Here is a 12,451-nt window from a genome sequence, read left to right as displayed (position 1 = left end):
ATGCTCATGCCGAACTTCTTCCGGACGGCCGCCTTTGCTGCGGCAATTGGGACCTGTGGCCTTTTTCTTCCCGGCCCTTTCGCTCCTGCGGCATTTGCGCAGACCCCGACGCCCGAGGCGGTGACGCGGCTTCTTCTCATCGGTTCCGCCCCGCAGGAAACGGCCACCGGCCTGTCCGGCGTGTCGCAGATCGCTTTGGACAGGCTGCCCGCGGTGGCGGATGCGAAATCCGCGTTTCTGTCGGCAGTGCTGAAATCGAACACGGTTTCCACCTTCGTGGCCGGTCCGCAGGATCTGGGCGGCAACACCGGACAGGCCTTCCTGCGGGTGACGGCCCAGGTGACGCGCGGCGCTGATCCCGCGGCGGGCGAGGGGATCGGCATCTCTCTGGGCGGCGAGGCGATGTCGCTGAAGGAATTCGGTGACCGGATGACCGCGCTGGTGGGAGCCGTCGCGCCGGAAAAGCGGCAGATGACCTTCTTTCACCTGAAAGACCCCGAGGGGCTGTTCGCGGCGCAGGTGTCGTCCTTCCAGCAGGCAGTGGCGGGCAGCGGTTTCGCGCTGATCATGGCCGAGATCGGTGAACGTCCGGCGGAATGCCAGCTGGCCATCGCGCCTGATGTGGCGCTGATCGCGGGCCTGGGGGACCGGGCGCCCTTCGGTGACGGTGACGGCCGCACTTCGGTGGCTGAGGCCGAGGCGTGGATTTCCGCCGCCATGGCGCGACCGGGCAAGAGGTCGGCCGCCTGCAACACCACCTATGCGCTGGTCGTGCGGGCGGAACAGGACCCGTCGGTCGCCGTGGTGGACCCCACGGGTGCCGCCCTGTCGACCGAGCTGGAAAGCCAGCTTTACCGCGAGACTTTCGAGGCGAAATTCCTCCTCGGCTCGCTGGACCCGGCCCGGATCGGCGGTTTCCTTGAGGATTGCGTCTATTGCCCGAACGAGCGGGAGCTGTCCGACAAACTGACCGTGCTGCGGCAGGAAGAGATCACCCGCGGGCTGGAACAGTCGATCTGGGAGGACATCCGGTCCGATGAAACCCCCGACCGGCTGCGCATCTACACCGAAAACTGCACCATCTGCGCCTTCCGCCCCGAGGCCGAGCGCAAAATCACCGAGCTGGAGGCCAAGATCGCCGCGCGCGAGGCCGAGGCGACCAGTTTCGCCGTGGCCCAGGCCGCGCGCGACCCGGGGGCGCTGCGGTCCTATGTGACCACCTGCATCGCCTGCGACCACAAGACCGAGGCGGAAACCATTCTGGCCGCGATCGAGGCCGATGCCGCCTATCAGGCCGAGATCGCCGCCCGCGATGCCACCATTGCCGCGCGTGACCGTGCCGCGCTGGAAGGCTGGCTGGCGTCCTGCGCCAGCTGCGAAGGCCGGGCCGGGGTTGAGGCGCTGGTGACCGAACTGACGCAGGCCGAGACGCTGATCGGGCCCTGCCTTGCCGCCGCGGGGCTGCCGCAACAGGGCGGGCCGCGCCAGCTGGATGAAATCGACGTGGGCACGGCGCGCGCCGCCTGTGCTGCCGCGCTGGCCCAGCTGCCGCAGAATATGGTTCTTCTGGTGGCCAATGCCCGCATTGATCAGGCCGAAGGCCGCGCCGATCTGGCCGGTCCCGTCTATGACGCGGGCGTGGCCGCCGGTCTGCCGCAGGCCCATGGCCTTGCCGCCTATCTGCGTTTCAGCCCGGCCGACGGTAGCGCGCCGGATGTGGAAACCGCCGCCAAGCTGGCGCAGGCAGGGGCGGCGCTGGACGACTGGCTGTCGAAGGAAATCCTGATCCTCCTCTATTCGCGCGAACTGGTGCCCGGTCATACCGCCGCCGAGGCGGTGGAACTGGCCGCGGGTGCCGCGGCCGAGGGCAATGTGGTGGCCAAGTTCTTCCTGGGCTACTTCCTGCAGAACGGCATCGGCACCGAGGTGGATGACGTGGCCGCCTTCAACTGGCTGGCGCAGGCCACCGATGACGGTTATGTCCGCGCCCAGCCCTTCCTTGCGCAGATGTATGAACAGGGTCGCGCCGTGGCGCCGGATTACGAACGTGCGGCCATGCTTCTGTGGTCCGCCTTGCAGGAGCGCGACAGCGTGGCGATCACCCGCCTGACCGACCAGATGTCGGAACGCCCGGCCGAGGTGGTGGTCGTCGTGCAGCAGAACCTGCGTGATCTGGGGATCTTCACCGGCCGGGCCGACGGGATCGCCGGGCCGGGGACGGTGCGCGCCGTGCGCGCCTATGTGGACAGCCTGAACCAGCAAGGATGATTGCAAAGTGACGTTCCTTTCCCGCATCTGCCCCGCGGGCCGCGCCCTTGGACTGGTCCTGCCGCTGTGCCTGGCTGCATTTCCGCTGTCGGCGGCTCCGCTTTATTGCCCCGAGACGCCGGCGCGCGTGGCGGTGCTGGGCGATTCTCTCGCGGACGGGGTCTGGGCCTCGCTGTTCCGCAGCTGGCAGAAATGCGACACGGTCAGCCTTTACCGGGTCACGCATGTGTCGGACGGGCTGACGGTAACCTCGCCGGAAAAATGGTCTGAGCGGCTGGCGGACAGCCTCGGTGCCAACACGCCCGCAGATTTCGTCGTCATCCAGTTCGGCGCGAATGACATCCGCCCGGTCCGCACCACCGAAGGCCGCGCGGTCTTTGGCACGCCGGAATGGCAGGCGGCCTATGGCGCCCGCGTGACCGAGCTTTTGTCGCTTCTGCATGCGCAGGCGGGCGCGGCCTTCTGGCTGGGTCTTCCCGTGGTGGGCGACACCGATCTGGAGCCGTCCTATGTCGATGTCTCGGCCATTCAGGCGGCGGTGGCGGGCGATGCGGCCGCGCCGATGCCCACGACCTTTGTCGATCTGCACGCGGCCACGATGTTCGGCACCGAAGGCTTTGTCCAAAGCCTTGAGATCGACGGCCATATGACGCAGCTCCGCGCGGGCGACCTGATCCATTTCACCGAAAAAGGCTATGACATGGTGGCCGCCACCTTCACCCCCGATCTGGAGGCGCGGCTGAAGGCCCGCGATGCCGATGCGGCCCTGAACGCCTTGGCACTGCAATAAGATGCGCCGCACCCTTGGAACCGTCCTTTGCGCGGTGCTCTTGTCGGCCTGCGCCAATGGATCGGCGCAGGATCTGGGCGCCTCACTGATCGGGGGCGATGCGGCGCCCGCTGTCGCGGCCGGTCCGCAGCTGCCCTCCCGCCCCGGGCGCGTGTTTACCGCGGCGGATCCGGCGCGGATCATGGTGATCGGCGACAGCCTGTCGCAGGGCTTTGCCGATGCGCTGAAGGCGCGCGCGGCGGAACGCGGGATCGCGGCGGTGGTCACGAACCGGGGGCGCGTCTCCACCGGCCTGTCGCGGTCGGATTTCTATGACTGGCCCGCGGCCTTTGCCGAACTGGCCCCTGCGGAAAAGCCCGATATCGTGGTGGCCCATTTCGGCGCCAATGACATGCAGGGCGTGGTGCGCCCGGAAAACAAGGCCGGCTATGGCAGCGAGGGTTGGGATGCCGCCTACCGGGCCGAGGTGGACCGTATCCTTGCCACCGCGGCGGAAAACAAGATCGTGTTGATGTGGCTGGGCCCGGCGCCGGACGGCAACACCAATCTGGGCAAGCACATGACCATGATCGCCCCGCTCTTTGCCGAAGAGGCGAAGGCGCATAATGCGATCTTCCTGCCGCTGGCCGATTTCACCTCCGGTCCCGCGGGGGAATATGTCACCTCGGTCCCGATCGGGGGCAAGGATGTGACGATCCGCACCGGCGACGGGTCGCATTTCAACGGCACCGGCTATCGTCTGGTGGCCGACCGCATTCTGGATGACCTGCTGCGCCGCTTCCCCGATCTGGAACCCGGGCCGGACCTGCTGGCGGCCCTGCAGTAAATGGTCTTCCCGACGCTGGAATTCGTGCTGTTCTTCGCGGTGGTTCTGGCGCTGAACCTGGCCGTGGACGGGCATCCGGGCTGGCGCAAGGGGATGCTGGTTGCGGCCTCGTATCTGTTCTACGCCGCATGGGACCCGCGGATGTGCCTGCTGATGGCGGCGATGACTGCGCTGGCCTGGGGCGCGGGCCTCCTGGTGCGGCGGCCCGGCTGGACAAAGCCGGTGCTGGTTGTCGCCATCGCGGGCTTTCTGGGCACGCTTGGGTATTTCAAATACGCGAATTTCTTCGTCCTGTCCTTCGGCCAGCTTCTGGCCAGTCTGGGGCTGGAGCGGGATATGTCCTGGGCCGGCGTGGTCCTGCCGGTGGGGATCAGCTTCTACATCTTCCACGGCATCAGCTATGTGGTGGATACCGCGCGCGGCAAGGTGGAGCCGCGGGCGAACCCGGCGGATGTGGCCTTCTACATCAGCTTTTTCCCGCATCTGGTGGCCGGTCCCATCGTCCGCGCCGCTGATTTCCTGCCGCAGATCGACCATCCCCGCCCGCCCGACGCGGGCCTTCGGGCCGAGGCGGTGACGCTGATCCTGACCGGCCTTTTCAAGAAGATGGTCGTCGCCAATTATCTGGCAGTCATGCTGGTGGACCCGGTCTTCGCCTATCCGGAGGGGCATTCGGCCGCCATGGCCTGGCTGGCGCTCTTGGGCTATGCGGTGCAGATCTATTGCGATTTCTCGGGCTATTCCGACATTGCCATCGGGGTGGCGCTGCTGCTGGGCTACCGGTTCAAGGCGAACTTCAACCAGCCCTATCGCGCCCGCAGCCTGCAGGACTTCTGGCGGCGCTGGCATATCTCGCTGTCCAGTTTCATCCGCGATTACCTGTATATTCCCTTGGGCGGCAACCGGGGCGGCGCGGCGCGACAGTCCTTCGTGCTGTTCGTGACCATGGTGCTGGCGGGTCTTTGGCACGGCGCGGCATGGACCTTCATCCTCTGGGGCGCGCTGCATGGCGCCGGGCTGGCGGTGGAGCGGGCGGGGCGCGCGGCCGGTGTGCGGCTGCCCCATGCGCTGGCCGTGCTGGCGACCTTCGCCTTCGTCGCCGCGCTGTGGCTGCCGTTCCGTGCACATGACAGCGCGGGCGCCATGGCGATGATCGCCGCCATGGCGGGCGGCAGCGGCAGCTATGATGTGGCGCCGGTGGTCTATGTGCTGATCGCGCTCGGGCTGGCGATGAACCTGCTGCCACTGTCGGCGCGGAACGGCGCGATCCTGACCTTGTCGCGCGTGCCCGCTGCGGGGCAGGCGCTGATCCTGGGCGCGGGGACGATGCTCCTCTTCGCGCTGTCGCAAGAGGGCACGGCGCCCTTCATCTATTTCCAGTTCTGACGGGGGGGCGGGGATGCGGCGGCAGATGACGGTTTTTACCCTGACGCTCTGGCTGCTTCTGCCGGTGGCCTTCGTGCTGTCGGGCAGCCGGGTGGTGGACTGGGCCTATGGAATGCCCGACCTTGGTCCCGTCGATGACATGATACTGTCGTTTCTGGACCGGGCCGATGGCTGGCGCGCCTCGCTGGGTCTGGGCGATCCGTTCGGCGCCTTGCGCGCCACATTGCATGATGTGACCGGGCTTGGCGCCCGCTGAACCGCGAAGGACCGAAGGATGACGCTTCCCCGCCGCAGTTTCCTTGGCACCGGGCTGGCCGCCGCCGTGCTGCTGAAGACCGCGCCCGCCCGCGCGACCGAGGCGCCACGCCCTGACCTGGCCTATCTGGAGGCGCATGTCCCGGCTGAGGGGCAGCCTTACCTGCCGCCTTCGGCCCTGCATCCGTCCTATGACGCTGCGGTCTATGTGAACACCGCGCTTTCGGGTGACGGGATGCAGAAGATGTGGGTGCTGTCCCGCGACACGGACGGCGCATGGCAGCTGGCACATCATGACGAAAAATACTGGCAGAAGAAGCTGGCCGAGGGGGAAGCGCCCGCCTATTCCTGGCCCGTGTCTACCGGGCGGAAATATCCGGGCGACAGCCGGTCCGGCCCCACGCCGGTGGGCATCTTCAACGTGGACGACCGCCGGTTCCGCCCGGGCTGGGGTTCGCCCGGCATGTATAACGCCCTTTATATCGACCTGCATTATTCCGGCGGCCGCGCCTCGGGCGTGGCGATCCATGGCACGACCTCGGGGCAATATCGCAAGCTTGGCCGTCCGGACAGCCACGGCTGCGTGCGGATGCGGGTGGAGAATGCCGACAAGGTCTGGGCCATGGTCCATCCCGAGAAAAAGGCCAAAGGGGCTGCCTCGCCCCTGTGGGGCGAAATCCCGCGCTATTTTACCTCTGCCGTGACCGAGGATATGTCGGCGCGGTCGGGCTATGTCCGCGATGGCAGCCTGCTTTATGCCGAAGACGGCAGCCTGCTGACGCGCGAGGGCTATCGGATGGTCTTTGTCTTCTTCCGGGACGATCTGTGAAACCTGCGGCGGCCCTTGCGCTGGTCCTTGGCCTTGGCTCCGCCGCGGGGGCGCAGGACCTTGGGCTGGACCTTGCTTCGGCCGCACGTCCGGTGCCTTTGGTCAGCGAAGACTGGGTGCCCGGCATCCTGACCTTCCGCGGCACACCCGCGCGGTCCGGCCATGCCACCGGCAGCCTGCCGCGCCGCCCGGCGGTGCTGTGGCGGACCGGCACCTATTGCGGCCCCTCGACCGATCAGCACGGCACAAGGCAATGGTGCGGCACCGGCTGGACCGGCCAGCCCGCCATCCGGCCTTTGGGACCGGGGCGGGCGGAGGTGATTTTCGGGGCCTATGACCACCGGGTGCATTTTCTGGACAGCCGCACGGGCGAGGATATCCGCGCGCCCTTCCGCACCGGCGATATCATCAAGGGATCGGTCTCGCTGGACCCTTCGGGCCTGCCGCTCCTTTACACCGGATCGCGCGACGATTTCGTTCGCGTACTGCGGCTTGACGCGACCGAGGCGGTGGAGCTGTGGCGGCTGGACGGCAACGCGCCCGACGGCATCTGGAACAACGACTGGGACGCCAGCCCGCTGATTCTGGGCGATGTGATGTTTCAGGGCGGCGAGAACGGCTGGTTCCATGTGGTCCGGCTGAACCGGGTCACAGGACCGGACGGCACGGTGACGGTCGCGCCCGAGATGGTGAACCGCATCGCGGGATTTACGCCTGAGCTGTTCGCCGCCGTGGGCGACCGCATGGCCTCGATCGAAAACTCGACCATGGCCACCGGCGGCGCGGTCTGGTTCGCCAATTCCGCCGGTCTGGTGCAGGGCTATGACATTGCCGCGCTGCTGGACGGCAAAAGCCGCGACGAGGCGCTGGTGATGGAATGGCGCACCGGCGACGATGTGGACGCCACGCTGGTGGGCGGCCCGGACGGCGCCATCTATGTCGCGGTCGAGGATGAGCGGCGGCCGAGCCCCGACAAGACCGCCACCGGCCATCTGGCCCGGCTGGACCCCGCGCGGCCCGATGATCCGCTGGATTGGTCGCTGACCTTTCCCGGCACCTATCAGGGTGATGGCGGGGTCTGGGCCACGCCCGCGCTGCACCGCGGATATCTGCATGTGCCCACCCATGCGGGCGGGCTGTTCACGGTGGACGCCCTGACTGGCACCGTCACGCAAGAGCTGCCCTTGCCCGGCCATGGCTGGTCTTCGCCCGTTGTGGTGGGAGAGGAACTGCTGGTCGGCACCTGTGACGGCGACCTGATCGCCTATGCGCTGACCGATCCCGCCCGCCCGCGAGAGTTGTGGCGGTTCCGCCCGCCCGGCGCAGGCTGCTGGGAAAGCACCCCCGCCGTCTGGGACGGCGTCATCTATCTGGGCAACCGCAACGGATATTTCTACGCCATCGGCGAGGATACCGCGGTGCCGGGCGATCTTTGGGCCGGGGGGGCGCTGGATGCGGTGCTTCAGTAGCCTCCTGCTGGGGCTGGTGCTGGCCGCAAGCGCGGCCCCTGCGCAGGAGATTGTCATTTCCTTCGCCGGCGACGTGAACTTCGCCCGTTCGCGCACCGCGCCGCAGCCCGACACGATCCACAAATTCGGCGCCATGGCCATCGAGGATGCCACCGCCGCGCTGGCGCCGTGGTGGGATGCCGACCTGAACATCGTGAACGTCGAAACCGTGGTCAGTGAGCGGGACGGCCCGGATTCCGGCAAGACCTTCGTCTTCCGCAGCCATCCCGCCAGCTTTCGCCACCTGATGGATATGGGCGTCAACGGCTTTGCGCTGGCCAACAACCACGCCTATGACCATGGGTTCCAGGGGATGGAGGACACGCTTCAGTTCTTCACCCAAGAGGCCGCCGCCCGCGGAACACCCATGGTCTTTGCCGGGATCGGGGCGGGGGAGGCGGCCTTTGCGCCTTCGGTCGTCACCATCCGCGGCGTGCGGATCGCCTTTGCCGCGGCCTCTTTCGGATCGGGCAGCTTCGGGCCGGAATATGGCGATGTCGGCATGGCCTATCTCTCGGTCCCCTCGCATTACGCCGCCGTGCTGCGGGGGCTGGCGCAGGCAGATGCCGATCTGCGCATCCTGTCACTGCATTACGGGACCGAGAACATGATCGCGCTGAACCCCGGCCAGCGGGCGCTGTTCCGCCGCGCGCTGGAGGAGGCGGGGGTCAATCTGGTGATCGGCCATCACCCCCATGTCGTCCGCGCGGTCGAGGCGGACCCGGCTGCGGGGCAGGCGATCTTCTATTCGATGGGCAACCTGCTGTTCATCGGCGGGGCCGAGAAGGACAGCGCCCCCTTGGGACAGGATTACGGGCTTCTGGGCCGGGCCTATTTCCAGCGGGCGGCCAGCGGGGGCTGGAGGATTTCCGCGATGGAGGCGGTGCCGTTCCGCTCGGTCCATCTTGCGCCCGCCCCGCCCGAGACGGGCCGCGCGGCGCGCACCATCGACCATCTGAACCGGCTGTCGGCCGAACAGATCGGCGCGGGCGCGGCGGTTTTCAGCCCGCCCACGGGCGACGGGGTGGCGGGGGTGGCCTGCTATCCGGGCGGTTGGGGGCCGCGGGCGGCGGCCCTGTGCTGCGCGCGGGAAACCGGCGCGAACCCGGCCTGCGACCTGCCCGAGCCGATGTGAGCCCTTACCACCGAAGGATACGCGCGCCCAGCACGGCACCTGCGCCCCCGGCCAGCGCAATGCCCAGCCCATACCAGGTGACATAGAACAGCGGCGAATCCTCGGTGCAGTGGAAGGCATAGGCAAAAGCCGCGCCCGCGCCTGCGGCCAGCCCCAGAACCGCGCCGGTCAGCGCGGGCCGGGTGGGCGCCCCGCGGCGCAATGCGGCCAGACCTGCGGCCAGCGGCAGCGCCGACAACATGAGGATCGCCCCCAGACAGCGCCAGAGCGACGTGCCTTCGACCTCGGCCGCCAGCGTTCCGGACGGGATTTCCCCCATCCGCCAAAGAATCAGCGCCAGCCCCGCCGCGGGCGCGATCCACAGGGGCCAAAGCCGCAGCGGCGCGGCGGGCCGGGCCAGCGCCAGTGCCGCGGGCAGCGCGGCGGCAAGGGCCAGCGCGGCCAGCAGCCATTTTGCCGCAACCTCGGGCGTGGCAACAGCGGTGGCCAGATCGGCCCGCGGCCCGATCACCGCCAGCACCGGCACCGCGGCCAGAACCAGCGCCGCCGCCATCAGCAGCGCCGGGCGCAGCCGTCCGGGACCGGGGGGCACCGGGGCCGCCGCCAGCCGCGCGATCAGCGCCTCAGTTCTGTCCTGTGCCGTCCTGTCCGGTGCGCCTGTCATCGCATCATTCCCTGTCCGATCTCGCCGAGCCGTTTCAGCGCGCGGTGCAGCGCCACCCGCACAGCGCCTTCGGTCAGGCCAAGCCGCGCGCCCACCTCGCCGGTGCTGCGCTCTTCCAGTTCGATCTCGCGCACGATCCTGGCCGAGCGGGCGTCGATCCGCGCCAGCATCGCCGCCGCCTCATGCGCGGCCAGCGGGTCGGGGCCGTCCTCGGCGGGCAGGATCTCGGCGAAATCCTCGATCGGCAGGTCCAGACGGCGGCCGCGGCGGCGGAAGGCATCCACCACCTTGTGCCGCGCCACGGCATAAAGCCACGGGCGGACGGGCTGCGCCGGGTCCCATGTGCCGCGTTTCAGATGCAGCGCCAGAAGCACATCCTGCACGATATCCTCGTGCTGGTCAGGCGGCAGGCCCTGTCCGCGGGCCGTGACGATGCGCCGGATCGCCGGGGTCACGGCCATCAGGAAACGGGCAAAGGCCCGCCCGTCGCCCGCATTGGCGGCCCTGAGAAGGCTTTCCAGATCGTCCCTGCGTTCCATCGTCCTGTGCCGCTTGTCCGGTCCGCTGCCCGCGCCGGGGACAGCATAGCAGTCCTGTGCCGCCAGCGCGATCATTGCTCCAGCCGCAGCATATGGTCCAGCGACCAGCGGCCCGGCCCCTGCGCGACCACCGCCAGCAGCGCCGCCGCCCAAAGCCCGTGCGTCATCCAGGCGTCGGGATAGACGAAGATCTGGATGACGGCGGTCATACCCAGAAAGCCAAGCGCCGACAGCCGGGTCAGCAGCCCCGCGATCATCAGCGCGGGCAGCAGATGCTCGGCCGTAGCAGCCAGCACCGCGGCGGCCTGCGGCGGGATCAGCGGCAGGGCATATTCATGCTCGAACAGATAGAAGGTCGCTTCGCGGATCGTGAACAGCCCCTCCACCTTGGTGCGGCCCGATTGCAGGAAGACCAGCGCCGGAAACACCCGCAGCATCAGACGGACCGGATCGGGCGGGATGCGGTGCAGAAGATTGTTCACGCGGCCAAGGGTGGGCCGCAGGGGCAGGGGGACGGTCATGGCGTCGCTCCGGTTACAAAGGCGCCCGCCCGCATCAGGCGGACAAGAAAGGGGGCAGGATCATGCCCCGCCTCGGCCATCTGTGCGGCCTCTGCGGCGGTGGCCAGCGTCTCGTCCCGCATCAGGGCAGCCATCAGTGCGGCATCGCCGGGGCACAGCCGCCAGACCGGCACCGCAAAGCCCGCATCGCGCAGCACCAGCGCCACTTCGGGACCTTGGGGCAGGGCCGCGGGTTGTGCACCCGGCTGATGCGCGGCCCAGAGGCTGACGGCCGGGTGGTCCAGATACAAAAGCCGCAGCGAGGGGTGCAGGCGCAGGTGCAATGCCGCGGGGTCCGCCCCGGTCAGGGCGGCGGGCGGCAGGGGCGTCGCATCGGCGGCGTTAAAGGCCTCGCCCCGCGCCCATTCGATGCGGGCCACGTCGGCCATATAGGGATGACCGGCCAGCGGCGGAAAGTCTTTGACGAAGCCGGGAAAGGCCGCGCCCCATTCCTGCAGCACCGGGCCTTGCGGCGGATGGGCGGCGATGAAGACACGCGCCAGAGCGGCAAAGAACTCCGCCCCTGTCAGCTGCCGGATCACCGGAAAGCGCGCGGCCAAAGCCTCGGCCCGGGCCACCGCCACATTGTTGCGGTAGACGGCAAAGCGGCGCGCGGCCTCATCCCCCGGCGCGGTCAGGCCTTGGGGCAACGCCCCGCCTGCCAGCGCCCGGGCAAATCCCTGCAAGAAGGCCGGATGCTCAGCGGGCGGCGGCACGGGCCTGCCCTCCCTGACCAAGAAGCGCCGCCGCCCGTGCAAGTTCGGCCCGCAGAACCGGCCAGTCCGGCACGTCATTGTCCCATTCCACCAGAACCGGCAGCGGTCCTGTCCGCGCGATCACCGTGGCCAGCAGGGCCCAGACCGGATCGGCCACCGGCGCGCCATGGGTGTCGATCAGCAGCGGGCCGGAGGGCAGATCCTCGGCCGCATGACCGCCCAGATGGATTTCGCCCACCAGATGCAGCGGGAAGGCGGCAAGATAATCCGCGGGCGCAGTGCGCAGGTTGGTGCAGCTGACGAAGACATTGTTCACATCCAGCAGAAGCCCGCAGCCGGTTTGCCGGGCGACCTGATGCAGGAATTCCGGCTCTGTCAGGGTGGATTGCGCGAAGGCCAGATAGCTGGCCGGATTTTCCAGCAGGATGCGGCGGCCCAGCCTGTCCTGCAGCTGGTCCACATGGGCAGAGACAAGGGCCAGCGTCTCTTCGGTGTAGGGCAGCGGCAGAAGATCGGCCAGATGGGCGGCGCCGTGGCTGGACCAGGCCAGATGTTCCGACACGCTTTCGGGCTGATACCGGTCGCAGAGAGTTTTCAGCCGGGCCAGATGCGCCGGGTCCAACCCGCGGGTTCCGCCGATCGACAGGCCCACACCATGCACCGACAGCGGCCAGTCGCGCCGCAGCGCGCGCAGCATCGCATGCGGGGCACCGCCCGCGCCCATGTAATTCTCGGCGTGGATCTCCAGAAACCCCAGCGGGCCGGGTTCGGTGCGCAAAGCGGCGAAATGCTCAGGCTTGAACCCGGCACCGGGGGCGGCGGGAAGCCCGCCGTCGATGCCCCCGAAGGGGGTAGGCGATGGCCGGGCGGCCGAAGGCGCTGCGGGAATGGGCCGGGGGGCGGCGCTCAGGTCAAAAGACGGCATGGCGGGACCTTTCGGGAACAGCAGGGCGCGGCCCGGTGCCGGGCACGCGC

13 protein-coding genes are annotated in these 12,451 nt (G+C 68.6%); 8 read left to right on the top strand and 5 right to left on the bottom strand.

Annotated features, from left to right (window positions below; all coding sequences use genetic code 11):
- The first annotated feature begins 120 nt into the window (after positions 1–120).
- From ACO2Q5_RS01370 to ACO2Q5_RS01335, 8 genes are read left to right on the top strand one after another with little or no spacing between them, the layout of a single operon-like run.
- Positions 121–2,268 (top strand): hypothetical protein, encoded by a 2,148-nt coding sequence (locus ACO2Q5_RS01370; protein WP_423287690.1) that lies wholly within the window; start codon positions 121–123, stop codon positions 2,266–2,268.
- Between the two features lie 7 nt (positions 2,269–2,275).
- The gene (locus ACO2Q5_RS01365; protein WP_423287688.1) at positions 2,276–3,058 is read left to right on the top strand and encodes a DUF459 domain-containing protein; all 783 of its coding nucleotides are present in this window, start codon (positions 2,276–2,278) and stop codon (positions 3,056–3,058) included.
- 1 nt (position 3,059) lies between these two features.
- Complete coding sequence (locus ACO2Q5_RS01360) at positions 3,060–3,884, top strand: GDSL-type esterase/lipase family protein (protein ID WP_423287686.1); 825 nt, start codon at positions 3,060–3,062, stop codon at positions 3,882–3,884.
- Positions 3,885–5,270 carry an MBOAT family O-acyltransferase gene (locus ACO2Q5_RS01355; RefSeq protein WP_423287684.1) on the top strand — a complete coding sequence of 462 codons (1,386 nt, stop codon included), beginning with the start codon at positions 3,885–3,887 and terminating at the stop codon, positions 5,268–5,270.
- A 25-nt stretch (positions 5,271–5,295) separates the two neighbouring features.
- Positions 5,296–5,526: a hypothetical protein gene (locus ACO2Q5_RS01350; RefSeq protein WP_423287682.1), complete on the top strand. Its 231-nt coding sequence runs from the start codon at positions 5,296–5,298 to the stop codon at positions 5,524–5,526.
- A gap of 18 nt (positions 5,527–5,544) precedes the next feature.
- A complete protein-coding gene (locus ACO2Q5_RS01345) occupies positions 5,545–6,354 on the top strand; it encodes a L,D-transpeptidase family protein (protein ID WP_423287680.1) in 810 nt (269 codons plus the stop codon).
- Positions 6,351–7,823, top strand: coding sequence for a PQQ-binding-like beta-propeller repeat protein (locus tag ACO2Q5_RS01340; protein ID WP_423287678.1), 1,473 nt, complete (start codon positions 6,351–6,353; stop codon positions 7,821–7,823). Before ACO2Q5_RS01345 ends, ACO2Q5_RS01340 begins: the two co-directional genes overlap by 4 nt.
- Positions 7,807–8,997, top strand: coding sequence for a CapA family protein (locus ACO2Q5_RS01335; RefSeq protein ID WP_423287676.1), 1,191 nt, complete (start codon positions 7,807–7,809; stop codon positions 8,995–8,997). The genes ACO2Q5_RS01340 and ACO2Q5_RS01335 overlap by 17 nt, the downstream gene beginning before the upstream one ends.
- A gap of 4 nt (positions 8,998–9,001) precedes the next feature.
- Here ACO2Q5_RS01335 and ACO2Q5_RS01330 read toward each other — a convergent pair whose 3' ends face one another.
- From ACO2Q5_RS01330 to ACO2Q5_RS01310, 5 genes are read right to left on the bottom strand one after another with little or no spacing between them, the layout of a single operon-like run.
- A complete protein-coding gene (locus ACO2Q5_RS01330) occupies positions 9,002–9,661 on the bottom strand; it encodes an NrsF family protein (RefSeq protein WP_423287674.1) in 660 nt (219 codons plus the stop codon).
- Positions 9,658–10,275, bottom strand: coding sequence for a sigma-70 family RNA polymerase sigma factor (locus ACO2Q5_RS01325; RefSeq protein WP_423287672.1), 618 nt, complete (start codon positions 10,273–10,275; stop codon positions 9,658–9,660). The genes ACO2Q5_RS01330 and ACO2Q5_RS01325 overlap by 4 nt, the downstream gene beginning before the upstream one ends.
- Positions 10,272–10,721 (bottom strand): DoxX family protein, encoded by a 450-nt coding sequence (locus tag ACO2Q5_RS01320; RefSeq protein ID WP_423287670.1) that lies wholly within the window; start codon positions 10,719–10,721, stop codon positions 10,272–10,274. The genes ACO2Q5_RS01325 and ACO2Q5_RS01320 overlap by 4 nt, the downstream gene beginning before the upstream one ends.
- Entirely contained in the window at positions 10,718–11,476 is a 759-nt protein-coding gene (locus ACO2Q5_RS01315) for a DNA-binding domain-containing protein (protein WP_423287668.1), read from the bottom strand. Before ACO2Q5_RS01315 ends, ACO2Q5_RS01320 begins: the two co-directional genes overlap by 4 nt.
- On the bottom strand, positions 11,460–12,401 hold the full coding sequence (locus ACO2Q5_RS01310) for a DUF692 domain-containing protein (protein WP_423287666.1): 942 nt from the start codon (positions 12,399–12,401) through the stop codon (positions 11,460–11,462). The genes ACO2Q5_RS01315 and ACO2Q5_RS01310 overlap by 17 nt, the downstream gene beginning before the upstream one ends.
- Between the last annotated feature and the right edge of the window lie 50 nt (positions 12,402–12,451).

Source organism: Neotabrizicola sp. VNH66, assembly GCF_049445895.1.
In the GTDB taxonomy this organism is placed as follows: Bacteria; Pseudomonadota; Alphaproteobacteria; order Rhodobacterales; family Rhodobacteraceae; genus Pseudogemmobacter.
Note: the sequence above shows the minus strand (reverse complement) of the source record. Positions and strands in the feature narration are given on the sequence as shown.

Coding starts and splice junctions, on each gene's coding strand:
- ACO2Q5_RS01360 (WP_423287686.1), top strand. CDS start 3,060: ATGCGCCGCACCCTTGGAACCGTCCTTTGCGCGGTGCTCTTGTCGGCC.
- ACO2Q5_RS01355 (WP_423287684.1), top strand. CDS start 3,885: ATGGTCTTCCCGACGCTGGAATTCGTGCTGTTCTTCGCGGTGGTTCTG.
- ACO2Q5_RS01350 (WP_423287682.1), top strand. CDS start 5,296: ATGACGGTTTTTACCCTGACGCTCTGGCTGCTTCTGCCGGTGGCCTTC.
- ACO2Q5_RS01345 (WP_423287680.1), top strand. CDS start 5,545: ATGACGCTTCCCCGCCGCAGTTTCCTTGGCACCGGGCTGGCCGCCGCC.
- ACO2Q5_RS01335 (WP_423287676.1), top strand. CDS start 7,807: ATGCGGTGCTTCAGTAGCCTCCTGCTGGGGCTGGTGCTGGCCGCAAGC.
- ACO2Q5_RS01330 (WP_423287674.1), bottom strand. CDS start 9,661: ATGACAGGCGCACCGGACAGGACGGCACAGGACAGAACTGAGGCGCTG.
- ACO2Q5_RS01325 (WP_423287672.1), bottom strand. CDS start 10,275: ATGATCGCGCTGGCGGCACAGGACTGCTATGCTGTCCCCGGCGCGGGC.
- ACO2Q5_RS01320 (WP_423287670.1), bottom strand. CDS start 10,721: ATGACCGTCCCCCTGCCCCTGCGGCCCACCCTTGGCCGCGTGAACAAT.
- ACO2Q5_RS01310 (WP_423287666.1), bottom strand. CDS start 12,401: ATGCCGTCTTTTGACCTGAGCGCCGCCCCCCGGCCCATTCCCGCAGCG.